The sequence below is a fragment of the Streptomyces sp. NPDC002911 genome (assembly GCF_053591835.1).
The window spans coordinates 302,439-326,107 of the sequence record NZ_JBSFUO010000002.1 but is presented as its reverse complement, the minus strand read 5'-3'; the positions used below and the strand labels follow the sequence as shown (position 1 = coordinate 326,107).

Here is a 23,669-nt window from a genome sequence, read left to right as displayed (position 1 = left end):
GGCGGACGGTCAGCGCACTTCGAGCACGCGCACCCCGTACGGGGCGAGGGTCACGTCCCGCACGGGTCCGCCGCCGGTCAGCTCGTGCAGTTCCCCGTCCGCCGACGGGCGCACGGTCAGCTCCTCGCCGGACTGGCTCACCAGCCACACGAAACGCGCGCCGTCCTCGCGGACCAGCGTGTCGGCACTGACGTACGGGGTCTCGACCGTCACCGGCCTCACGGCACCGGCGAGTTCGGCGAGGGCCGCGTACAGCCGGTGGGTCCGCTCGGGATTGGCACGGGCCGTACGTGCGGCCATGTGCTCCAGCGGATACGTGGCCAGAACGGTGCGGCCCGCGCCCGTCTCGTAGCGCAGGAGCGCCGGGCGGCCGTGCGCGTCGGTGGCGACGACCCGTGCGCCGTCCGGGACGACCGGCAGATAGGCGCGGCTGTCCTCGTTGCCCGCGACCGGGAAGGTCAGCACCTCGCCCGCGGCTATCGAACCGAAGTCCTCGGTGAACGTCATCTCCAGTACGTCGTCCTCGATCGGCTCGGCGACACCGTAGGACAGTTGGAGCTCCACCCCGAACAGCCCGTCGAGGTCGTGGAACCACGGACCACGGGTCGTCGGGTGCTCACCCGAGCAGAACGACAGGTAGACCGTGGCCCCCTCCCTCGCCCGGCGCTCCAGCGCACGGCGGGTGCGGGTGGTCAGCTGACGGGTCGACGGCAGCAGATACAGCGAGGCGTCGTCCGGCAGCCCGTCCGCCTCCCGGGCGAAAGCCACCGGCAGGTCCGCGCCGCGCGCCGCCACGTAGCCCTGGTGCAGTGAGGTGAAGATCAGCGGCCGGTCGGCGGGACGGCTGTAGGGGTAACCCCGCTCCAGGAAGGCCGGCACGACGAGGGCCGCGTCCGCGTCGGTACGGCGGCAGCGCGGGAAGTCGACCTGTTTCAGGACCTGTGCGAAGGCGGCCAGTTCACGCAGCGGCTCCTTCGGGCGACCGGCACTGTCGGTGATCCCGAAGTGCATCTCGAAGGGGTGGTGGTCGTACGGGGACTGCTCCCACAGGTCGTCGTAATCCGTGTTGTTCCAGGCCATCCAGCCGGTGGCCCCGCCCAGCAGCGAGTTGTGCAGGGTCTGCCGGTAGAAGATCCCGGCGTTCGCGGCCGAGACCGTGTCGGTGGAGAGCCCGAACTCCTCCAGGACGACCGGCTGACCCGTGACGGCGGCGAGTTCGCACTCGAACGCGGCCCGGTAGTGCTGGCGCGGCCGGTCCGTGTCGGAGCGGTAGACGTGCGGCCCGACGAAATCGACGTACTCGGCGGTCTCCCGCAGCGAGAAGCCGTTGTCCCGGCCGGTCACCTCGATGCCCCAGGCGCCGTCGCCCAGCGACACCGGCTGGGTGCCGCCCGCCGCGCGCACCGCGTCGCACATGAACTGCGCCCAGGCGGTGACGACATCGCTCGACGGCGGGTCGACCTGGTAGATCCGGCCGTAGCCGGGCATCTCGTTGGTGATCAGCCAGCCCGTGACCGCCGGGTGGTCCTTGAAGCGCCGGGTCATCTGGGAGACGAACCACGCCTGCCGGCCGACGAGCCACACGTCCTCGTACAGATCCCGGTCACCGCGCCACGCCGGGTCCCAGTTCTCGCCCGACATGTGGCCGACGATGAACGTGGGGACCGTACCCATCCCCAGCTCGTGGTGGGCGTCCAGGAAGTCACGGAAGCGGTCGCAGAGTTCCTCGTCGATCCGCCCCGGCTCCGGGTGGAAGTCGGGCCAGTAGAAGAACGACCTGGTCATGTTCAGACCGTGCTCCCGGAGCACGGCCAGCTCCTCGCGGACCGTCTTCGGCTCGTAGTTCCGCCACATCAGCGGACCGCCGGTGCGGGACCAGAAGTTGGTGCCGAGCCACGGGAGGACGGCGGAGTCGTGGGTGAGCTGGGCGCTGTGGCGTCGCATGGTGTTTCTGGTCCTCTTCGATGTGCGGGGGGTGCCGGGACGGTGCGGCGGTTCAGGTCGGGGAGGTCAGCGGGCCCGTCGATTCCCGTACGACGAGGCGGGGGCGGCCGTCGAGCACCGGCGGGGGCACCTCCTCCCCGCAGCCGGCGAGCAGGGTGAGGGCGGCGGCCGCACCGACGCGCTGGACCTGCTGGTCGACGGTGGTGAGCCGGGGGTGGACCCAGCGGCCCAGCGAGAGGTTGTCGTAACCGATGACCGACAGGTCGTCGGGCACCCGGAGCCCGGCGCGCTGCGCCGTGCCGATGCCGCAGACGGCCATGGAGTCGTTGGGGAACACGAGGGCAGTCGGCCGGTCGGGCAGGGAGAGCAGCTCCTCGGTGACGGCGACGGCGGCCCGCTCGGTGAAGTCGCTGTGCCGCACGGCGACGGGGCGCAGGCCGGAATCGGCCAGGGCCTCCCCGAAGGCGTGCAACCGCAGCCGCGTGTGGAGCAGTTCGGCCGGCCCCGCGATGTAGGCGACGCGGCGGTGGCCGAGCTCCAGCAGATGGGCCACGGCCTCGCGGACACCGGCACCCTGCTGCCCGAGACCCACGCGGGGCACCGGCGAGGCGGTGTCCGGGGCGCCCAGCAGGACGGCGGGCAGCCCGAGGCCCCGCAGCAGGTCCGGGCGCGGGTCGTCGGCGCGGGCGTCGGTCAGCACGGCGCCGTCTATACGGCCCTCGGCGACCAGACGCTCGTACAGCGCGTTCTCCTGCGCCATGTCGGCGACCAGGTGGAGCAGCAGACCGTAGCCACGCGGCGCGAGTTCGCCCTCCAGACCGGTGATCAGCTCACCGAAGTGCGGGTCGGAGCCCAGCACATCGGTGGGCCGCCGGACGACGAGCGCGATCGTACGTGTACGGGACCGGCGCAGCGCCGTCGCGGAGGCGCTCGGGGACCAGCCCAGTTCGGTGGCCGCGTCCAGGACCCGCCGGCGGGTCGCCTCCGAGATCCGGCCGGTGCCGTTGACAGCCTGGGAGACCGCGGCGGTGGACACCCCCGCCGCCGCGGCGACGGCCTTGATGGTGGGGCGTACGGCGGTACGCCCCTCGAGTCGCTTGTTCACATCTTGACCGCCCCACTGACGAGAGCCTGCTGCATCCGCTTCTGGAGCACGGTGTAGACCACCCAGACCGGGACCAGGGTCAGCACCGTGCCCGCCGTAAGGATGCCGTAGTCCGTACCCGTCAGGGACTTGAGCGTGGGCAGGGCGACCTGCACGGTCCGCAGGTCCGGGTCGGGGCCGATGATGACGAGCGAGTAGAGGTACTCGTTCCAGAAGGTCAGGAAGTTCAGCAGCAGGATGGTCGCGATTCCCGGCATGCACATCGGTGTGTAGACGTGCCGCAGGACGGCGAAGGTCGACGCGCCGTCCATGCGCGCCGCCTCCTCCATCTCGCGCGGGATGGTCCGCATGAACTGCACCAGGATGACGACGGACAGGGGCATCGCCGTGGCCGGCAGGAACAGCACCATGAACGCGCGGGTGTGGAACAGCCCGGTGGCGGCGGCGAGCAGGAACGTCGGGAAGAGCGCGGCGAACGTGGGGATCAGGAACCCCAGCGAGAACACCCGCTCGACCAGCGCTCCCAGCCGCCCCTCGGCACGGGCGATGGCGAAGGCGGCCGGTATCGCGAGCCCGAGGGTGAGGGCCAGCGCCAGCACGGTGACGAGCATCGAGTTGAGGACGGCCGGTCCGAGGTGCGCCGAGGTGAACGACTCGGTGAAGTTGGCGGTGGAGAGGGAGGTGGGGAGGGAGAACGGGCTCCCGAAGATCTGGTCGTTCGTCTTGAACGCCGAGACCAGAAGGTAGTAGAGGGGGACGACCAGCAGCACCATGTACAGCCACGCGAAGATGTGCGCCGGCAGCCAGGACCTTCCGAATTTCATGGAACCGCTCCGATCAGTAGTTCTGGCGGAAGACGCGACGGATGGTCAGCAGCCCGGCGAGACCGACCAGGAAGAGGACCACACCGACGGTCTGGCTGTAGCCGAGGTCGGCAGCGATGAACGCCTTCTGGTAGACCAGGAAGGACAACGTCGTCGATGAGCTCCCCGGGCCGCCCTGGGTCAGCAGCAGCACGTTCTGAGCGGAGCCGAACAGGGTCCAGAGGAACTGGAGCATCGTCACGACGCCCACGAAGTCGCGGATGACGGGGAAGTGGATGCGCCACATGGCGCGCCAGTGCCCGGCACCGTCGAGCTGCGCGGCCTCACCGATCTCGTCCGGGACGCTGCCGAGCCGGGCCGCGAACAGCACGGCGGTGAATCCGATGCCGCTCCACACGTCGAGGAGGATGAGGGAGCCGAGCGCTGTGGAGGGCGAGGCGAGCCAGGCGTCGGTCATCGAGCCGAGGCCGACCTTGTCCAGGGCGCCGTTGAGCAGGCCGTCCGGCGAGAGGACCGCGTAGAACACCATCGCCTTGGCGGGGGTGGAGATCAGTCCGGGGATGAAGAGCAGGTACCGCAGGACGCGGTGCCCCGGCGGTTTCTGCGCGACGTAGTACCCGAGCATGTACGCCCCGATGATCATCAGGGGTACGGCCACGACGAGCTGTGCGGCGGTGTTGCGCACCGCGTCCCAGAACACCGGGTCGTCGAGGACGGCGCTGACGTTGCCGGTGCCGGCGAACGAGACCGGCTGGAGCATGCCGGGCCAGTGCAGGGCGGCGATCACGAAGATGGCGACCAGTGGGCCGACCATGAAGACCAGGTACCAGACCAGCGCGGGCACGGCGAGGATGACCCCGCCCTGTGTACGGCGCTTCGTGGTGGAGGCGGACGGCGGGGGAGGGACCGGTCCGCGGACCGAGGCGCCGCCCGGGGCGGACGAGAGCATCGTCATGGGAGGACTCGCAAAGGCTCGGGCGCGCGGATCAGGCCGTGCGGTAGGCGGATTCCAGGGCGGAGCGCACGGAGGCCGCGCTCGTGCCCCGGGTGAAGGCGGTGCTGGTGGCGGTGATCAGCGGCTGGGTGGCGGTCGGCGGGACGTACAGGTCGGGCAGGAGCGCCTGGCCTACGCGGTCGCCGAGCCGCTGTGCCTCGGCGACCAGCGGGAAGTCCTTGCTGACCGTGTCGGTCACGAGCGCCATGTCCCGGCCGCTCTCGGTGATGAAGCGCGACACGACGTCGGGCCGGTACATGAAGCGGAGGAACTTCTCGACGGAGGACAGCTTCTTGACCCCGTTGGGACTGATCCAGAAGCCGATCAGGGTGTACGAGCGCAGGATGGTCGGCTTCTCGTGAGCGGCCCCCGGCGCGAGCGGCCAGCCGCCGATCTCGGTGTGACCGGCCGCCTTCGCCGGGACCTTCGCCAGCGCGGAGGACATCGCGGACTGGATGGCCGCGGCCTCCGTGTTGTACTGCGTGGTCATCGTGTCGGAGGTCAGCCCCTGCGCCTTGTCGGCGAAGACACCGGCGTCCCGGAGGGTCACGAAGTAGTCGATGCCCTCGCGTGCTCCCCGGCTGCCGCTGAAGTCGCCGGTCGTGTAGACCTTCCGGGCCTCCTCGGGGGTGAGGAAGGTCTGGATGATCTGGGCGAGCAGCTTCTGCCCGGTCCAGTCGTTGCCGCCGACGGTGACCGGCGCGATGTCCTTGGCCCGCAGTCTCCGGGCGGCGCCGATGAGCTGGTCCCCGGTGGTGGGGACGGAGCCGACGCCGGCCCGGTCGAGCAGGTGGGTGTTGTAGGCGACGGGCCAGTTGGTGGCGAAGTACGGGAAGGCGCGGAGCCTGCCCTCGTCGTCGGTCCACTCCGCCAGGGCGGCGGGCAGGACACGCTCGCGCAGCCCCCAGCCGTCGAGGTGGTCCTTGACGTCGACGGTGGCGCCGACATCGGTCCAGGCGAGGGTCTTGTCGTAGAGGTTGACCATGACCACGTCCGGCTCCTTACGGGCCAGCCGCGAGGTCTCGTAGACCTGGGGGAGGTCGTCGCCGTTGACGAGGTTCTTGACCCGGAGGCCCGGGTTCTCCTTCTCGAAGGCCTTCACGACGGCGGTGTACGTGGCGGAGCCCGGCGCGGTGGTGCCGAGCTGGGTGTGGACGACGAGCGTGCCGGGGTCGGAATCGGCCGAGGCGAGCGTGGAACAGCCGGACATTGCGGGCAGCGCGGTAGCGGCGGCGAGGCCGGAACCAGCGGCAAGGAAACCGCGCCGACTCAGGGGTGAGCGCACAGCGGGATGTCTCCAACCAGGACGTTAACCGGAGTGGTTAATCGATGTACCAGCGGGTTGCGAGAAACTTAGGGGCGAGAGAAGAGATGGTCAACCCCTGGTTGCACATGCTGGAAGAGCGGACATTCCGGGCGGAGGTGAGGGGGCGAGGGCGGTGTCAGGCCCCGGTGCCGGTCGCCCCGCTCCGGATGGCGATTGCGGCTCGGACGGCCACGAGGCGCACGTGGGCCCCGCAGGGTTTCGTCATGTTGCCGAGGTCCGACCGGGTTCATCTCGCCCAGCCGTTCCAGGGCGTGTTGCTCGGAGGAGACCCGGGGCCCGGCGGAGACCGGGGCGACGACGGCATCGGCATTGCTCCGGAGATCGTTCTGTTGGAAGGTGAGGCATGCAGAAACAGTCGACATTCGTCCTTGTCCACGGGGCCTTCGCGAATTCGTTCTCGTTCGCACCGCTGCAGGCCGAGCTCGCCCTGCTGGGGCACCGCTCGGTCGCGGTCGACCTTCCGGGGCACGGATTCGAGGCCACCTTCCCCGCGCACTACCAGGCTCCTCAGGATCTCGACGCCCTCTCCGCGGAACCGGGGAGCATCAAGGGAGTCACGCTCGCGGACAACGTCGCCCGCGTGATCGACGTGCTCGAACGGGCCAAGCGGAACGGGCCCACGATCCTCGTCGCCCACAGCAGGGGCGGCAACACGAGCACCGCCGTCGCCAACGCCCGGCCCGAGCTGGTCGACCGGATCGTCTACGTCTCCGCCTGGTGCCCCGTCGATCTGGACGTGAACGACTACTACGCGGAGCCGGAGATGGCGGACGTCGACGCGGGAGCCCTGGCTGTCGCGCTCGTCGGGAACCCGGCCGAACTAGGCCTTCTCCGGGTCAACTTCCGCACCGCCGACCCGACGGCGCTCGCCGCGTTCAAGGAGGCGTTCGCCGCCGACCTCACCGATGACGAGTTCCGCACCTTCCTGAACACCTTCCAGCCCGATGAGAACCTCGACGTCGGGACATCGGCCGACCGGGCCCAGGCCGCGACCTGGGGCCGGATACCCAAGACCTACGTACGCCTGGCCGCCGATGCCAGCCTTCCGCCCGCCGTGCAGGACCGCATGATCCGCGAAGGCGACGCGCTCACACCGGACAACCCCTTCGACGTCCGGACACTTCAGGGCAGTCACCTGCGCTGGCTCGTGCATCCGAAGCCTGCCGCCGAGCTGCTCGCGAGCCTCGTACCGCGCTGACGATGCCCGTGGCCGGCCGGATGCTCGTCGCGAGTGTCTGGCCGCTCAGGCGCGGAAGTGTCCGGCCTTGACGGCGGAGACGAATGACGACCAGCCTGCCGCCGGTATCAACAGGGCAGGCCCCCGCGGTTCCGTGCGCCGGACGGTCGCGGGGCCGCCGTCTCGCCTTCGCGGATGGCCGTGCGGCGCATCTCGTCTGCCACATACGCGGCAGCGCACGACCTTGAACTGATGAATTCAGAAAGGTTCAGAATTGAATAATCCCTCCTTGATCGGCTGCTTTCGGAGCGCGGTGCGTCCGAGTTGCGGGATCTGATGAGGGGGCCAAAAGTGGGTTATGACTTTCGCGCGCGCCCGTTGAGCTGCGGATCTCCTGTGAACTCGGACCGAGACACGCAGATCCAGGACAGAACAGCACGTCCCGAGAGTATCTGGAGCCATCATGGCCAAAGCCCCTCGACGGCACATCTCCCGCCTGGTCGGCGCGTCCTGCTTGGCTGCCGCATGTGCGCTGCCAGGTGTGACCACTGCTGCGGCAGCGCCCGATGCCTTCGCGGGTGCCACGACCGCAGCACGGGCCGAACCCACACCACCACCACCACCTCCGCCGCCGGAGGACTCACCACCACCCCCTCCGCCGCCGGAGGACCCGCCACCCGGAACTACGCAGCCGGCTACGCCGCCCTCTGCCGACACGCCGACATCAGCGGACACTCCGCCGCCTCCGGACGCGTCGCCGCGTCCGGAGGAACCTGAGGAACTGAAGGAGGAGGTGGAGGTTCGGACAGCGCAAGCGCCGGAGGAGGTGAAGGAGAAGGTGAAAGCGGTGCTGACCGAGATGCTGGCCCTCATCGCGGATCCGGATGTGACGCCGGAGGAGCGGGCCGCGTACATGAACATTCTGGGAGGGATCACTTCGACACTGAAAGCGATCCAGGATCCGGATATGACGCCGGAGGAACGGGCGGCGTGCATAAGGTCCGTGAAGGCGATGACCGCAGCCCTCGACCCGCCGCAGCCTCCGTCGGGGTCGGCGGCTCCGCAGGATCGGCCCTCGTGGTTCGTGAGGACAGCGGGGGACGCCGGCGCTGGGATGGAGGCGTCCCATTCGTCGAAGTCAGCGCCGGAGGACCCGGAGGATCGCAAGGAGATTCAGAAGCGCATCGAGGAAGCCTGCAACGCGCTGCGGACGTACCAGGATCCGAAAGCTTCCACAGAAGAGCGGAAAGAGGCACTCAGGAAGGTGAAGCAGCGGATCGAAGCGCTCAGCAATTCTCAGTACCTGGAGTTGCTGAAGGAGATCAAGCGTTACAAGCCGTCGGCGACATGTGTCGAGACGGTCGAGAACCGAACGCGTCAGGTCGGTTGGTCGGACGGATCTCTCTGGGGCCTTTCGGATCCGTCGTGCGCTGCGGCATTGGCTGCGGGTGCCAGTCAGGAAAACACCCGATGGCAGGCGCTGTTGCTGTGCGTGCAACGAAACCCGTTCTCCTCATGTGTGGACGACATACCCGAGGACTGACTGGGTGAGGCTCTGCGGCAGACTTTCCCTGACGCGGCCCCTTGAGCAGGCCGGCCTCGGCGGCTGTGGCCGCAGACAGCGACGGCGGCGCTCGTGGGCGCATGGCTCTGCCTCGGGACCGAACCGGCCCCAGGTCCCGTCGTCTGCATCGGACCGCACATCTCTCCAAGGGAGCCCAGCCCGCACACGGTCGAGCGTGGGCTCAGCGCGGCGATGGCGGCAGCCCACGGGCTCCCTTCAGTTTCGCGCCTGTGAGGCGCGCGCCGGTCAGTGCCGCGCCGGTCAGGTTCGCGCCGGTCAGGTCAGCCTTGCTCAGGTCAGCCCTGGTCAGGTCCGTGTAGGTCAGGTCCGCGTAGGTCAGATGCGCTCCGGTCAGGTCTGCGTCGGTCAGGTTCGCGAGGGTCAGCTTCGCGCCGTTGAGATCCGCGCCACGGAAGGTGGTGCGCTCGAGGATCGCGCCGTTCAGGATGGCCCCGTTCAGTTTCGCGCCCGTGAGGCGCGCGTCAGTCAGTGCCGCGCCGGCCAGATCAGCCTTGTCCAGGTCCGCGTTGTTCAGGTCCGCGTCTGCCAGGGAAGCGCCCGACAGGCGTGCGCCGATCAGACTTGAGGCGCGGAGGATGGCGTTGGTCAGGTTCGCACCGGTCAGGTTCGCGCCGTTCAGGTCTGCGCCGGTCAGGTCTGCCTCCTGAAAAACCATCGCAGCGAATTTACTGCCGCCTTGCCCGGATCTCAGTCCTCTCAGATCGGTACGACTCACATCCGGTCCGAATACCTCGTCGACGTCGAGCGGCCGTTTGGCCAGCACGTTCATCACCGCCTCGATATCGGTCGGCGGGACAACCTCTGACGACGTGGGCTGCTGCTTCTTGGCGGCGGCTCCTGGAAGGGGGGCATGCCGCCGTACGTACGCGGTCAGGACGGATACGACCGTGGGGTGGTCGCGGACGGAGTCCTGCATGATGCGCTCCAGACCGTAGATACCCCCCAGGCGCACATCCACGGAATCCGAGCCCAGGTTGGTGACCGCCGCGTTGAACCGGTTGGTGATCTGTCCCTGCTCACTGATCCGCAGCTCCTTGCTGGCCTGCCCCACCTGCATCCAGGTGAACAGCAGCGCGGCCAGCGCCGCCAGTCCCGGCAAGCTGACCACAACCAGCCCGAACCAGTCCATCTGGCTGCGGCCCCTGGGGCCGCTCGCCTCGGATCCGCGTTTCGCTTGCCGACGGCGTCGCTTCACGGCGCGCCGATGTGCCATCCGGCGGAGTTGTCCGACGCCAATGTTTTTCGTCACCATCCCCATGGCACGCCATGGAGCCGAAGCAACTACGAAGCCACACCGCCGGGGCACACGAACGGGCGCGCACCAACCCTGACGTACGGCATGCACCACGAAGCACTGCGGGAACCACCGACTCGACGACGGCCCTTGCGAGGGCCGTCGTCACCCCGGAGAGGCAACGCCGACGAAGCCTGACGCAATGAGTTGATCTGCCCGTGGGTGATGAGGCAGCAGGCGAGTTGGCCAGGGGGCGAGCCGCGCGGCGAACGTGCCCGCGAGCTGCTCGGGCTCCCCGGCACCGGTGAGGGCACGGGGCCCCGTCCACCTCGGGTATGCGGGTGGTGAGGGCGATGGCGGCCTCGGTCAGGTGGTCGGTCCGGTCCTCAGCTGTGTGGCTGCCGGGTGCTGTCCGGGCGTGTACACCGTCTGGATCAGGCGGTTCGACTCGCCTTTGCGGATGAGCACGCCTCGCCCCGCCGGCTGCGGACTCGCGTACACCCCGGGGAACAGCTGGCCCTCGCTGTGGTCGCCGGCCATGAGGACGGCGGCTGCTCCCGACTCGCGCAGACTGTGGACCAGCGGCTCGTACATGCCCCACGACGCGCCCGCTACCTGGCGCGACAGGACGAAGTGGAGGCCGATGTCCACCGCCGAGTGGATGTACGGCACGAACGGGTCGAGCGGTGAATGGCGGTCCGTCATCAGTAGGTCGTAGTCGTCGACGAGCACCACGATCCGTGGACCGGTGCCCCAGTCGCCCGGCTCCAGGTTCTCGTGGGGGGTGCTGTCGTCGGGCAGCCGCTTCTCCAGCTCGATGGCGATTTCGGCGGCGAGACCCTCGCACAGTCTGGCGTTGTAGGCGTATCCGCCGTCGAACTCCTCAGGGATCACGCCGCGCAGACCCTGCTTCGGGTCCATGACAGCGAAGATCAGCTCGTCCTCGCTGTAGCGGTCGATGAGGCCGTGGACGACGGTCCTGAGGAGATTCGTCTTGCCGCACTCGCTGTCGCCCAGGACCAGCAGGTGCTGGTCCTGGCGGAAGAGATCGAGCAGAACGGGAGCGAGTGCATCCTGGTCCAGGCCGATCGGCACCTGTCGGGGCTCGGCGGCCCGGCCGGGGAGCGCGTGCGGTTCCAGGAGGCGTGGCAGCACCAGGACAGGCTGGGCGACCTCACCGCTCCAGGCGGCGCGGACCGTACGAACCGTGCGGTCGAGGACCTCCTCCAGATCGGTGGCGTCGGCGAGCCCGTCCGTACGCGGGAGCGCGGTGTGAGCGAAGAGTCCGCCGTCGGTCAGGGCGCGGCCGGGTTCGTCGGGTGACAGAGTCTCGGCGAGCGTGCGATCGATGCCGGATTCACCGGGGTCGTCCGGACACAGCTCGACCCGGGTGCCGAACGACGCCTGGGTGGCTGTACGCACGTCGTTCCAGCCGAGCATCCCGGCGACGATGTGGATGCCGTGACCGCCGCCCCGCTCCAGGATGTCGACGACCATGTCGTCCAGCTCGTCGAAGCCGTCGCGCAGTGCGTCGAAACCGTCGATGACCAGCACGATCTCCGCAGACGCCAGCTGGGGCAGCCGACCCGTCCGGTGCAGGGTGCGCAGGTGCTCGACGGATTCGATGCCGTGCTCGCGGAAGAGGTCCTCGCGCGCTCCGAGCATGCTCCGCACCATCTCGACCGTGCGTACCGCGCGTTCGCGTTCGGTGCGCCCCGCGATGCCGCCGACGTGCGGCAGCCCGGCGAGGACCTGGAGCTCGTCGCCGATCAGGTCGAGGCCGTACACGCCGACCTCCTGCGGGGTGTGGGTGAGCGCGAGCGACAGGACCAGCGTGCGCAGGAGCGTCGTCTTCCCGGACTCCGGACCACCGATGACGGCGGCGTGGCCACCGGCCACCGTGAGGTCCAGGTACCACTGTCCCTGCCACTGTCCGGTCGGATCGTCGAGCAGGCCGAGCGGAACCCGGAGCGGGCTCCGCCGCCCGGCCAGCTGCATTCCACGCGGGCCGGCTTCCAGCGGACCGGCGGCCTTGTCGAGGGCGAGCGCGGCGGGCAGCGGTGGCAGCCAGATGCCTCGTACCGCTGCGGCGGCGTCCTCCAGCTGTTCGACCACGACTTCGAGCTCGGTCGGCCCGGTCTCGTGGCGCCCGGACGCTGGTTCCCCCCAGCCCGCATCGGCCGGTGCGGACGTGCTGTTGAAGGCCGCGTACTCCAGTGCGAGAGGCCCGCTCCTCGTCTCGACCGCCCGCTGTGCGGGCCCCTGGTGGTCGCCGGAGACATGGCAGGTCTTGAAGCGCTCGTAATGACCGGTATCGGCCTTGAGGTATCCGAAGCCCGGCAGCGGCGGCAGATGGAAGGCGTCCGTGGTGTCCAGGACCGTGCGCGAGTCGTCGGCGGAGGAGGTACGCAGACCGATCCGGTACGAGAGACAGGCGTCCAGGCCCTTGAGACCGACGCCCTCGATCCGTTGGCCGGCCAGGAGCAGATGCACACCGAGGGAGCCGCCGACCCGGCCGATGGACAGGAGCAGGTCGATGAAGTCGGGCTTGGCGGACAGGAGCTCGCCGAACTCGTCGATGACGACGAACAGGTGCGGCAGCGGCTCCAGTTCGGGCCGTTCCCCGGAGCGCAGCAGGGCGTACTCACCGATGTCGGCGACGTCACCCGCGTCCTCGAGGGCCTGTCGGCGGCGGTTCACCTCACCGGCGAGGGCGGCGTCGACGCGCTCGACGAGGCCTGCCTCGTTCTCCAGGTCGGTGATGACACCGGCGACGTGGGGAAGCATCGAAAACGGCGCAAAGGTCGCACCGTCCTCGTAGTCGATGAGGAGCAGGGCGAGGTCCTCGGGCGGGTGCCTGGTCACCAGGGCGAGGATCAGAGAGCGCAGCAGCTCGGACCTTCCCGAGCCGGTGGCGCCGACACACAGTCCGTGCGGGCCCATACCGAGCTCCGCGGAGTCCTTGAGGTCGAGCAGCACCGGCTCGTGCGTGTCGCTGATGCCGATGGGCACGCGCAGGAAGGCGCCTTCGTCGCGTGGGGCCCACAGCCGGGACAGGTCGAGGCGCGCCAGGTCGTCGATCCCGAGGAGGCCGGCGAGGTCGACCGTGCCCGGCAGCGGGGCGTCCACCAGCGCATCGGCGGACAGCCGCAGCGGCGCCAGCATCCGGGCCAGGCCTTCGGCGGAGGAGATGCCGACCTCGTCGACGGTGCCGTGGGCGCTGGCGGGTTCGGGCTCGCGCAGATCCTCTATGACCACCCGGGTGCCCTCGACGGTGACCCGGATGCCGACGTGTCCCGGCTCCTGGATGCGTTGTTCGAGCAGGTGCAGGACGGTGACGCCCATGTCACGCAGGCCGACCGTGTCGTCGGGGAGGGGCAGATCGACGGCATTCCCGCCGTGTCCGTCGGTGACGACGAGGAGGCGGGAGGTCATGGACAGGGCATCGCGCCCGGCCAGGCCCCGGCGCACCTCCGCCGCGTAGGAAGCGCGGCGGCCCAGGTCGGCGCCGAGCTGGCGCGCGAGGTGGGGGGCCGACGGGGCGATACGCCGGGCGGCGACCGGACCGTCGAGCTGTTCGACGTCCAGGAGGTGCGGCAGCCACTTCGCCCACTCCCAGTCGGCGATCCGGTCGCCGGGCACGGCGAGCGCCATCGCCACGTCTTCGGGGGCATGTGTCGCGGCGGTCTGGACGAGCAGGGCGCGGGCCACCCGCAGGCAGTCCTCGCGGGGACCGACGACGCTGATGTCGCCGACCCGGTCGAGCGGGACGGTGAGCGGTAGTTCGGCGCCGGTGCGGAAGCGGGTCAGCAGCGCCGACGCCTCGTTGAGCATGAAGGGGTCCGGTGGAGTGAGGACGGAGGAGCCCTCGTCGGCGATCGTCAGGTCGCAGACAGGCATCTCTCCGATGCCGACCCGCACACGCAGGAAGTCCGTGTCGCCGCGGCGGCGTTCCCACCGGCGGGCGGGGTCCCGCACGATGTCGTACAGGGCATACGGCGGCGGATCGAGCACGTCGGCGAGCTCCCGGCGCGCGCGCTCCTCCGCGGAGAGCTCCTCGCGCAGGTCCTCGACGTAGGCGAGGTAGGCCTCCCGTCGGGTGCGGCGGGTACGCCGGGCCCTGCCGTGAGAGGAGAGGTGGAGCGAGAGGGAGCCGATGACGGTCACGACGAGGATGATCGTGCCCAGCGCGGCGAACCGGCTGTCGTGTGCGACGGTCATCATCACGACGGACGACGTGACCCCGGTGACGGGAAGCAGAGGCATCACGACGCCGTCCGCCCTCCCCTCGGGGAGGTTGGGCGGGGCCTCGATGGTGCGTGACGGCGCGGCGGCCGGGGGCCGGACGGTCCTGGCCGGGCGGTGTATCAGTCGGGTACTCATGATCGTCCGTCACTCACGGTGGGGCTCGGGCTCGGCATGGGTCAGCGACGCTTCTGCGAGAGCTGGAAGACGTCCGCGGCGAGACGGGTGGTGGCTCGTCTCGTCGAGCGGGCGAGCAGCTCCGTACGAATGGCACCGCCGGCGGCCAGGTGCCGGTCGTACGGGAGGACCTGGACGCTCGCGCCGGTGGCTTCGAGCTTCTGGGCCGCCTTGCCGGGGTCGATCCCGGATCGGGGCGTCTGCTCGGTGAGGACGACGACTGTGCCCTCGATCACATGGCGGGGCAGTCTCGTCATCCACTCGAGCACGTTGTACGTGCTCATGACGCCTTCCAGGGTCGCCGGGGCGGTCAGCACGCGCGCCTGGGAGGCCGAGAGCGCCACCCGCGCGACCTCGGCGGGCAGCGTCTCGCAGTCGACGACCGTCACGCCGAAGTAGCGTCTCAGGGACACCATGACCCGTTCGTACGTCCTGGTGTCCAGCATCGCGCCGATCCGGCCCTGGCTGCCCGGCAGGAGCCAGGCGTTGTCCGGGAGTTGGACGAGGTAACCGGTGACGTCGAGCAGGGACATCTGCGGTTCGACGATGTTCGCGACGTCGCCGGTGGTCCAGCGCAGGGACTGCGAGCCGAGCCGCAGCGGCAGGGAGCCGAGCGCCGGATCGGCCTCGACGAGGAGGACCGGGTCCTGCCGGTAGTGGGCGTACGTGGTGCCGAGCAGCGCGGCGACGGTCGACTTGCCCGCGCCACCCCGGATGGAGGTGACGGCGATCTGCCGGCCCGTCGTCACGGGCTGCTGGAGCCGTTCGGCGGTGCGGGTGAGTTCGGCGACCTCGCGCGCCGCCGATGAGGAGACGACGCGGCGCACGGCGTGCGCGGCACGCGCCGCGAAGGGCTCGCCGTGCCGCGGCCTGCGTACCGCATCGGCCAGGCTGTCGTCCATCACGGGCCGGGAGTCGGGGGCGGCGCCGGGCGGCCTGCTGCCGGGAGCGTAGGACGCGAAAGGCGGCTGTTCCCGGCCCTGCCGGCCTGCGTGCCCGGGCGCAGCGACCGTACGGGCTGCGGCCGGCGGCGGGCTGCCGGGCGGGTACGGGCCAGGCCCCGGCGCGGGGGTGCCGGTGCCCTGTGCCGGGCCGGTGTCGCTCCGCCCGGTGGGCGCGGCAGCGCCTCCCGGGTCGCGCAGCACATCGCCCCGCCCGTTGTCCGTGTTCGGCATGTCTGCCCTTCCCTCCACCGCGCCGCCTCGGGCGAAGCGTCCGCACCTTGACTCAGAACTTGTCGAGCAGCTGTCCGAACACTCCGAACACACCTACAGCGAGCGGGAAGAGCGCCACCATGCAGACGGACTCGACCAGATCCCCGGTGCGGCGCAGCCGGACCCGCACATGCTCCGGCGGCTCCACCGCCAGCACCAGCAGCGGTAGCAGCGCTGCCGCACCGAGCACGGCGATCGCCCCTGCGCCCCCGGCATGCTGCATCCACAGCATCATCAGGCGTACGAGGAGGACCCCGGCGGCGGCGACGAGCGCCACCACCTCCACGACCAGGGGGAACGCTCGTGCCCCCGACAGGAGCATCACGGCGACGACCGAGGCCAGCACCACCGTCCACGCGGTCGGCTGCTCGGCCGACGCGAGCAGCCAGCCCGCCGCAGCCGCGGAGACCGCGGTGACCAGGGTCGCAAGGGCCAGCCCCCGGTGCGTGGCTGCGAGAGCGTTGCCCACCTCGTGACGGCTGACGGAGACGCCTCCGGAGCGGCGGTCATCGAGCGCGGTGAGTCCGGACGCCATCAGGGCGATCCTCGGCAGCAGACCGAGCAGCACGACGGAGAAGACCGCCATGGCGGCTCCGAGCCGGGCCGGGTCCTGCTGGACGGCGGCAACGCATTCCCACACCGCGGTGATCGAAGCGGTCGCCGCGGCGCCGATCAGCCCGCCGCGGCCGAGAGGTGAGAAGTGTCCGAGCAGCACCAGCGTCAGGACCAGCGAGCCCGCGACGGCGCCCAGACGGAGGGGTACCGCCCAGTCGTACGCATCGGCCGCGGTCCACGCGGTGAGCATGCCGAGACCGCCGGAGGCGGACAGCAGCGCGGTCGCGAGCCCGCGGTCGCCCTGCTGGGCCTTGGCGGCGAGCGCACCCGCCGCCAGGAGAGCGATCGTGACCAGGGCCAGCACGCCGGCGAGGGCGCCGAGCGGGAATTCCCGGCGAGCGAGCAGTGCGGCAATTACCGCGAGGACGGTGGTCGCCACGCCCGCAACGGTCCGGCGCGCGACGGGACGCCGGCGCCAGGACCGCAGATCGAGGTCGTCGGCCACCTGGTCCGCGACGTCGTGCACGACGGGGGCGGGAAGCGCGGCACGGGACCTGACGAGCCGGAGAACGGCGCCGTCGGATATCCCGGCCGATGCCAGAGTGCTGTCGTGCGGCAGTGCCGAGCCGTCGGACGTCAGCAACTGCCGTGTCAACGGGCGCGCTGCGAGTTGATCGTCGAGCAACTGGAGAATCTCCGGCAGCAATTGCCCGATCGGTGTATCGGAGGGCAGGACGACGTCGGCCCGACGCCGCTCGCCGACCAGGGTCACCCGGCTCAGTTCCGAACGGGATGTCATCGCTGTGCTCGCCACTTGCGGAAACCTATCATCGCGATTCGGGGAGATTCCGGGCCAACTGCGCATAGCTGTACGGTCGGCCTTGAGTTATTCCGTGAGCGGGCCTGCCGCGCGCACGGGGAACCGGGTTCCCCTCCCGGCCTGCTGGTGGAATAGCCCTCGGCCAGGGCTATTCCACCGGTTCCGCTACCGTGGCGGGCCGCCCGTCCTCCTGGGCCTGCCGCTGCTGCCCGTGCTGCTCCGTCTGTCGTTCCGCCAGGGTGTGCTGGAGAAAGGACCACCCCACGCATCCCGCGCAGAGGACGGCCGCGACAGCGATCCCCGCGAATGCCTTCCCGAGCCGTTCGTCCGCCGTCCGCCGTGCCTGCTGCGCACCGAACAGGAGCGCGTCCCGCATCCGCCGACGGCGTACCTCCACCGATTCCGGCAGTTGGCTGTCGTATTCCCGTGCCATGCGTCGTCCGCGCCCCAGCCGTCCGTATCGTCAGTCGTGCTCGCTCCGAAACATAAGGCACGGGTGAGCGGGAGTACATGCTGGGAGCCAGGGGTGTGTGGTGCAGCCGCATACGGATGGCCTCGCCACTCGTCGACCGGGCGTTGCCGCCCCTGATCCGGTCACCGTCCGCCCGTCGAGTCAGGGTCGATTCGACCCCTGACACACTGAACAACGTATGAACGCCCACAAGGCGTGCACGGTCAACGAAAGGCACTCGCACCCATGAGCAGCAGCAGCAACGCAGCACCGCGCGGCCCCGTCGACTCCTCCCGCGTCCCGCGGTACGCCGGACCCGCGACGTTCGCGCGGCTGCCCCGGCTCGACGAGGTCGGCTCCGCCGATGTCGCCGTCGTCGGCGTGCCCTTCGACAGCGGGGTCTCCTACCGCCCCGGCGCCCGCTTCGGCGGCAACGCCATCCGGGAGGCGTCCCGCCTCCTGCGCCCCTACAACCCGGCGCAGGACGCCTCGCCCTTCGCGCTCGCCCAGGTCGCCGACGCGGGTGACATCGCCGTGAACCCCTTCGACATCAACGAGGCCGTCGAGACCGTCGAGGCCGCCGCCGACGGCCTGCTCTCCACCGGCGCCCGGCTGATGACGCTCGGCGGCGACCACACCATCGCGCTGCCCCTGCTGCGGTCCGTCGCCAAGAAGCACGGCCCCGTCGCCCTGCTCCACTTCGACGCCCACCTGGACACCTGGGACACCTACTTCGGTGCCGAATACACCCACGGCACCCCGTTCCGCCGGGCCGTGGAAGAAGGCATCCTCGACACGGAGGCCCTGTCGCACGTCGGCACCCGCGGCCCGCTGTACGGCAGGCAGGACCTCACCGACGACGCCAAGATGGGCTTCGGCATCGTGACCTCCGCCGACGTCATGCGGCGCGGCGTCGACGAGATCGCCGACCAGCTGCGGCAGCGCATCGGGGACCGGCCGCTCTACATCTCCATCGACATCGACGTCCTGGACCCGGCGCACGCCCCCGGCACCGGCACCCCCGAGGCCGGCGGCCTCACCTCGCGTGAGCTCCTGGAGATCCTGCGCGGCCTCTCCTCCTGCCACCTCGTCTCGGCCGACCTGGTCGAGGTGGCCCCCGCGTACGATCACGCGGAGATCACGTCCGTCGCCGCCTCGCACACGGCGTACGAGCTGACGACGATCATGTCCCGCCAGATCGCGGAGGGCCGCAACCGGTGAGTCACGACCACGACGACCGGCCGTAGCTCACGGCCGCACAGGCCGAGGCGGCCCGGAACCCTTTCCCAAGCTCTCCACTCCGTTCGAGCAGGGGGCCCCATCCCCGGACGCACCGGCGGCGACCTCGTGATCGAGACCTCCGGGGCCGCGGCGCCACCACCGTCTTCGGGCTGCCGGCCGGCACGTGCTCGGCATGTTCGACGCGCTGCGCCGCTCCTCACTCTCGTACGTCGGACTGCGCGTCGAGAGCAACGCGGGCTTCGCCGCCGACGCCTACGGCCGGATTACCGGTGAGTCACGCGGTGGATTGCTAGGCGATCGCTCAGACGGGTGACCTCGTCCAGTGCTGTTGACCGACCCCCGTCCCAGGACCATCCGCCCTCGCCTCCGCCCATGGGCCGAGAATTGTTGCGGAAGGATGAAATCCGCAGCTGACCGCGTTGGACACAGGCGGTAGGACCAGGCGGGGCAACGGGGCGAAACAGGAGGCACGGGTGGGCGCGGAGAAAAAGGGCGCGGAGTACCAGGGCGCGGAAGCGCAGGGTTGGGGCCGACGGCTGACCGGGTACGCCTGGCGCTACCGGCGCAATGTCGTGCTGGCACTGGGCTCGTCCCTCGCGGGCATGGCCGTGATGGCGCTCGTCCCCCTCATCACCAAGGTGATCATCGACGACGTGGTCGGCAGCCACACCCGCTCCCTCGGCGTGTGGACGGGCCTCCTCATCGGCGCGGCCGTCCTCGTCTACATCGCCACCTTCATCCGCCGCTACTACGGCGGCCGCCTCGCCCTCGACGTACAGCACGATCTGCGGACCGACATGTACGGCACCCTCACCCGTCTCGACGGGAAGCGGCAGGACGAGCTCTCCACCGGGCAGGTCGTCGGGCGGGCCACCAGCGACCTGCAGCTGATCCAGGGGCTCCTCTTCATGCTCCCGATGACCATCGGGAACATCCTGCTCTTCCTCATCTCCCTGGTGATCATGGCGTGGCTCTCGCTGCCCCTGACCCTCGTCGCCCTCGCCGTCGCCCCCGCGCTGTGGTTCATCGCCCGCCGCTCCAGGACCCGCCTGTTCCCCGCCACCTGGTACGCCCAGAGCCAGGCCGCAGCCGTCGCGGGCGTGGTCGACGGCGCCGTCTCGGGGGTCCGGGTCGTCAAGGGATTCGGCCAGGAGGAGCAGGAGACCGGCAAACTCCGTGCGGTCAGCCGCAGGCTCTTCGCGGGCCGGCTGCGCACGATCCGGCTGAACTCCCGCTACACCCCGGCGCTCCAGGCCGTCCCCGCGCTAGGCCAGGTCGCGATGCTGGCCCTGGGCGGCTGGCTCGCCACCCGGGGAGAGATCACCCTCGGCACCTTCGTCGCCTTCTCCACCTATCTCGCCCAGCTCGTCGGCCCGGTCCGGATGCTCGCCATGGTCCTCACCGTCGGCCAGCAGGCCCGGGCCGGTGTGGAGCGTGTCCTGGAGCTGATCGACACCGAGCCGTCCATGGAGGACGGCACCAAGGAGCTCCCCGCCGACGCCCCCGCACGCGTCGAGTTCGACGACGTCCGCTTCGGCTACGACGAGGACCGTCCGGTCCTGGACGGCTTCTCCCTCACCATCGAGCCCGGCGAGACCGTCGCCGTCGTCGGTGCCTCCGGAAGCGGCAAGTCCACCGTCTCGCTCCTGCTGCCCCGCTTCTACGACGTGTCGCACGGTGCCGTCCTGGTCGGCGGTCACGACGTCCGTGAGCTGACCCAGGACTCGCTGCGGGCCGCCATCGGGCTCGTACCGGAAGACAGCTTCCTCTTCTCCGAGTCCGTCGGCGCCAACATCGCGTACGGATATCCGGGCGCCACCCAGGAACAGATCGAGCGGGCCGCGAGCGCCGCCCAGGCGCACGGCTTCATCTCGGAGCTGCCCGAGGGGTACGACACCAAGGTCGGCGAGCACGGGCTCACCCTCTCGGGCGGCCAGCGCCAGCGCGTCGCACTCGCCCGCGCCATCCTCACCGACCCCCGCCTGCTGCTCCTCGACGACGCCACCTCCGCCGTCGACGCCCGGGTCGAACACGAGATCCACGAGGTCCTGGCTCAGGTCATGGAGGGCCGTACGACCCTGCTGATAGCCCACCGCCGGTCCACCCTCGGCCTCGCCGACCGCATCGCCGTACTCGACCAGGGGCGGCTCGCCGACATAGGCACGCACGCGGAGCTGGAACGCCGCTCGGCGCTCTACCGCCGGCTGCTCACCGACCCGGACGAGCTGGGCGGCACCTCGCCCGGACACCAGCCGGCAGCGGTCGCGGTACCCGAGGTCGACCGCGCGCTCCAGGACGAGCTGGACGCCGAGTTCGACGCCGAACGCGGTGTCACCCCCGGACTGTGGATCCGCAAGGAGGAGCAGCGCGACGCGGCGGCCGCCGGTATGCCCGCCACCCCCGAGCTGCTCGCCCAGGTCGAGGCCCTGCCGCCCGCCACGGATGCCCCCGGCATCGACGAGGCGAGCGCGGTGCGCCCGGAGAAGTCGTACGGCCTGCGCAGGCTGCTGCACGGTTTCGGAGCTCCGCTCCTGGTGAGCCTGGCGCTGGTCGCCGTCGACGCGGGCATGGGCCTGCTGCTGCCCGTGCTGATCCGGCACGGCATCGACGACGGCGTCACGAAGATGGCGCTCGGCGCGGTCTGGGCGGCGGCCGGATTCGGTCTGCTCGCCGTCCTCGTGCAGTGGGCCGCGCAGATCGGCGAGACCCGCATGACGGGCCGCACCGGCGAACGCGTGCTGTACTCCCTGCGCCTCAAGATCTTCGCGCAGCTCCAGCGGCTCGGCCTCGACTACTACGAGCGCGAGCTGACCGGCCGGATCATGACCCGGATGACGACGGACGTGGACGCGCTGTCCACGTTCCTGCAGACGGGCCTGGTCACCGCCTTCGTCTCCCTCGTCACCTTCTTCGGCATCACGGTCGTCCTGCTCGTCCTGGACATCCAGCTGGCGCTGGTCGTCTTCGCGACTCTGCCGGTGCTGATCGTCGGCACGTTCTTCTTCCGCCGTAAGAGCGTGAAGGCCTACGAGCTCGCCCGGACACGCATCAGCGTCGTCAACGCCGACCTCCAGGAGTCCGTGTCCGGGCTCCGCATCGTCCAGGCGTTCCGGCGCGAGCGTGACGGCGCCGAGCGGTTCGCTGCTCGCAGCGACCACTACCGCCAGGCCAGGGTGCGGGGCCAGTGGCTGATCTCCGTCTACTTCCCGTTCGTGCAGCTGCTGGCCTCGATCGCGGCGGCCGCCGTACTGATCGTCGGTGCGGGCCGTGTCGACAACGGGACGCTGACGACGGGCGCCCTGGTCGCCTATCTGCTGTACATCGACCTGTTCTTCGCCCCCGTGCAGCAGCTGTCCCAGGTCTTCGACGGCTACCAGCAGGCCAGCGTCTCCCTCGGCCGGATCCAGGAACTCCTGCGGGAGCCGACCTCCACGGCCGACCACGACGAACCGCAGGACGTGACGTCGCTGCGCGGCGAAATCGCCTTCGAGGACGTGTCGTTCGCGTACGCCGGCGAGGACGAGGCCCTCACCGGTATCGATCTGCGGATCCCGGCGGGGCAGACGGTCGCCTTCGTCGGCGAGACGGGGGCGGGCAAGTCCACGCTGGTCAAGCTCGTCGCCCGCTTCTACGACCCGACGCACGGGCGGGTCACGGCGGACGGTACGGATCTGCGCAGGCTCGACAGGACGGCGTACCGGCATCGGCTCGGTGTCGTACCGCAGGAGGCCTACCTCTTCGAGGGCACTGTCCGTGATGCCATCGCGTACGGGCTGCCGGAGGCTTCCGACGCCCAGGTGGAGGCGGCGGCCCGGGCGGTCGGCGCGCACGACATGATCGCCACCCTGGAGGACGGCTATCTGCACGAGGTCGCCGAGCGGGGCCGTAACCTCTCCGCCGGACAGCGCCAGCTGATCGCGCTCGCCCGCGCCGAACTGGTCGACCCCGACATCCTGCTGCTCGACGAGGCGACCGCCTCCCTCGACCTCGCCAGTGAGGCGCAGGTCAACCAGGCCACCGAACGGCTGGCCGGCAGGCGTACCACCCTGGTGGTCGCCCACCGGCTGACGACGGCCGCCCGTGCCGACCGGGTCGTGGTGATGGACCGGGGCAGGGTCGCGGAGGACGGCACGCATGACGAGCTGCTGGCCAGGGGAGGCGCGTACGCCCGGCTGTGGCGCACCTTCATAGGCGAGGGCATAGGCGAGGACGCCACGGCAGGCGTGTGACCTCCCTCCGCAACCTCAAGGCCCTCCTCCCGCGTCGTACCCCCATACGTATGTGTGTCCGATGGGGGTCAGTGTGTGCGATGGGGTGGACTGGGTGGACGGTGTGGCGGGACGACCGAGGCGGTCGTCGGGGCAGCCGGGGCGGCAGGGGCTGACGGCAGGCCGGCGCCTCGCGGCGGTGCTCCTCGTCCTGCCGCTCATCGGGGCCTTCGGCCTGGTGCTGGGGCCCGCCGGATCGGCCCCGGCGCAGGCCGCGTCGGCCTGCTCCGGACGGCTGGTCAAGACGGTGACGTTCTCCACCGGTTCCCTGCGTGTCTACAAGAGCCGCGCCTACGCGTGCGCCGTCACCGTGGCCAAGAAGCCGGGTGCGCGCCGGGCGATGCGGGTGTCGCTGCAGCCGCGCGGTGGCCGGGCCGTCGTCGACAGCGGCGCGTTCACCAAGCTGGCCGGCCTGGTGAAGGTGCACGCGCTCAACCGCTGCGTCCGCGCCTCGGGTTCGATCGGGGGGTCCTCCGGATCGACGGGGTGGATCATGTGCTGACGTGC

General features: G+C 70.4%; 15 protein-coding genes and 1 pseudogene. 6 read left to right on the top strand and 10 right to left on the bottom strand.

Annotated features, from left to right (window positions below; translation table 11 throughout):
- Positions 1-9 precede the first annotated feature (9 nt).
- From ACWD04_RS04305 to ACWD04_RS04285, 5 genes are read right to left on the bottom strand one after another with little or no spacing between them, the layout of a single operon-like run.
- On the bottom strand, positions 10-1,944 hold the full coding sequence (locus ACWD04_RS04305; RefSeq protein WP_451127938.1) for a glycoside hydrolase 5 family protein: 1,935 nt from the start codon (positions 1,942-1,944) through the stop codon (positions 10-12).
- A gap of 52 nt (positions 1,945-1,996) precedes the next feature.
- A complete protein-coding gene (locus ACWD04_RS04300) occupies positions 1,997-3,049 on the bottom strand; it encodes a LacI family DNA-binding transcriptional regulator (RefSeq protein WP_451127936.1) in 1,053 nt (350 codons plus the stop codon).
- On the bottom strand, positions 3,046-3,873 hold the full coding sequence (locus ACWD04_RS04295; protein WP_451127934.1) for a carbohydrate ABC transporter permease: 828 nt from the start codon (positions 3,871-3,873) through the stop codon (positions 3,046-3,048). The genes ACWD04_RS04300 and ACWD04_RS04295 overlap by 4 nt, the downstream gene beginning before the upstream one ends.
- Before the next feature lie 13 nt (positions 3,874-3,886).
- On the bottom strand, positions 3,887-4,828 hold the full coding sequence (locus ACWD04_RS04290; protein ID WP_451127932.1) for a carbohydrate ABC transporter permease: 942 nt from the start codon (positions 4,826-4,828) through the stop codon (positions 3,887-3,889).
- A gap of 31 nt (positions 4,829-4,859) precedes the next feature.
- Positions 4,860-6,152: an ABC transporter substrate-binding protein gene (locus ACWD04_RS04285; protein ID WP_451127930.1), complete on the bottom strand. Its 1,293-nt coding sequence runs from the start codon at positions 6,150-6,152 to the stop codon at positions 4,860-4,862.
- Positions 6,153-6,537: 385 nt separating this feature from the next.
- On the opposite strand from ACWD04_RS04285, the gene ACWD04_RS04280 reads away from it, so the two are divergent.
- The gene (locus ACWD04_RS04280; protein WP_451127928.1) at positions 6,538-7,392 is read left to right on the top strand and encodes an alpha/beta fold hydrolase; all 855 of its coding nucleotides are present in this window, start codon (positions 6,538-6,540) and stop codon (positions 7,390-7,392) included.
- Positions 7,393-7,912: 520 nt separating this feature from the next.
- Positions 7,913-8,914: a hypothetical protein gene (locus ACWD04_RS04275; RefSeq protein WP_451127926.1), complete on the top strand. Its 1,002-nt coding sequence runs from the start codon at positions 7,913-7,915 to the stop codon at positions 8,912-8,914.
- 202 nt (positions 8,915-9,116) lie between these two features.
- Here ACWD04_RS04275 and ACWD04_RS04270 read toward each other — a convergent pair whose 3' ends face one another.
- From ACWD04_RS04270 to ACWD04_RS04250, 5 genes are all read right to left on the bottom strand, one after another.
- Positions 9,117-10,085: a pentapeptide repeat-containing protein gene (locus ACWD04_RS04270; protein ID WP_451127924.1), complete on the bottom strand. Its 969-nt coding sequence runs from the start codon at positions 10,083-10,085 to the stop codon at positions 9,117-9,119.
- A 471-nt stretch (positions 10,086-10,556) separates the two neighbouring features.
- The gene (gene eccCa / locus ACWD04_RS04265) at positions 10,557-14,573 is read right to left on the bottom strand and encodes a type VII secretion protein EccCa (RefSeq protein WP_451127922.1); all 4,017 of its coding nucleotides are present in this window, start codon (positions 14,571-14,573) and stop codon (positions 10,557-10,559) included.
- A gap of 41 nt (positions 14,574-14,614) precedes the next feature.
- Positions 14,615-15,787: a MinD/ParA family ATP-binding protein gene (locus ACWD04_RS04260; protein WP_451127920.1), complete on the bottom strand. Its 1,173-nt coding sequence runs from the start codon at positions 15,785-15,787 to the stop codon at positions 14,615-14,617.
- A 52-nt stretch (positions 15,788-15,839) separates the two neighbouring features.
- Positions 15,840-17,180, bottom strand: a complete 1,341-nt coding sequence (gene eccD / locus ACWD04_RS04255) for a type VII secretion integral membrane protein EccD (RefSeq protein ID WP_451127918.1) — start codon at positions 17,178-17,180, stop codon at positions 15,840-15,842.
- 169 nt (positions 17,181-17,349) lie between these two features.
- On the bottom strand, positions 17,350-17,634 hold the full coding sequence (locus ACWD04_RS04250) for a hypothetical protein (RefSeq protein WP_451127916.1): 285 nt from the start codon (positions 17,632-17,634) through the stop codon (positions 17,350-17,352).
- Positions 17,635-17,898: 264 nt separating this feature from the next.
- On the opposite strand from ACWD04_RS04250, the gene speB reads away from it, so the two are divergent.
- From speB to ACWD04_RS04230, 4 genes and pseudogenes are all read left to right on the top strand, one after another.
- Positions 17,899-18,873 carry an agmatinase gene (gene speB / locus ACWD04_RS04245; protein WP_451127914.1) on the top strand — a complete coding sequence of 325 codons (975 nt, stop codon included), beginning with the start codon at positions 17,899-17,901 and terminating at the stop codon, positions 18,871-18,873.
- Positions 18,870-19,186, top strand: a pseudogene (locus ACWD04_RS04240) (thiamine pyrophosphate-binding protein); the annotation flags it as partial. The gene speB and the pseudogene ACWD04_RS04240, both read left to right, overlap by 4 nt.
- 181 nt (positions 19,187-19,367) lie before the next feature.
- Positions 19,368-23,123 carry an ABC transporter ATP-binding protein gene (locus tag ACWD04_RS04235; RefSeq protein WP_451127912.1) on the top strand — a complete coding sequence of 1,252 codons (3,756 nt, stop codon included), beginning with the start codon at positions 19,368-19,370 and terminating at the stop codon, positions 23,121-23,123.
- 61 nt (positions 23,124-23,184) lie between these two features.
- On the top strand, positions 23,185-23,664 hold the full coding sequence (locus tag ACWD04_RS04230) for a hypothetical protein (protein ID WP_451127911.1): 480 nt from the start codon (positions 23,185-23,187) through the stop codon (positions 23,662-23,664).
- Positions 23,665-23,669 lie beyond the last annotated feature (5 nt).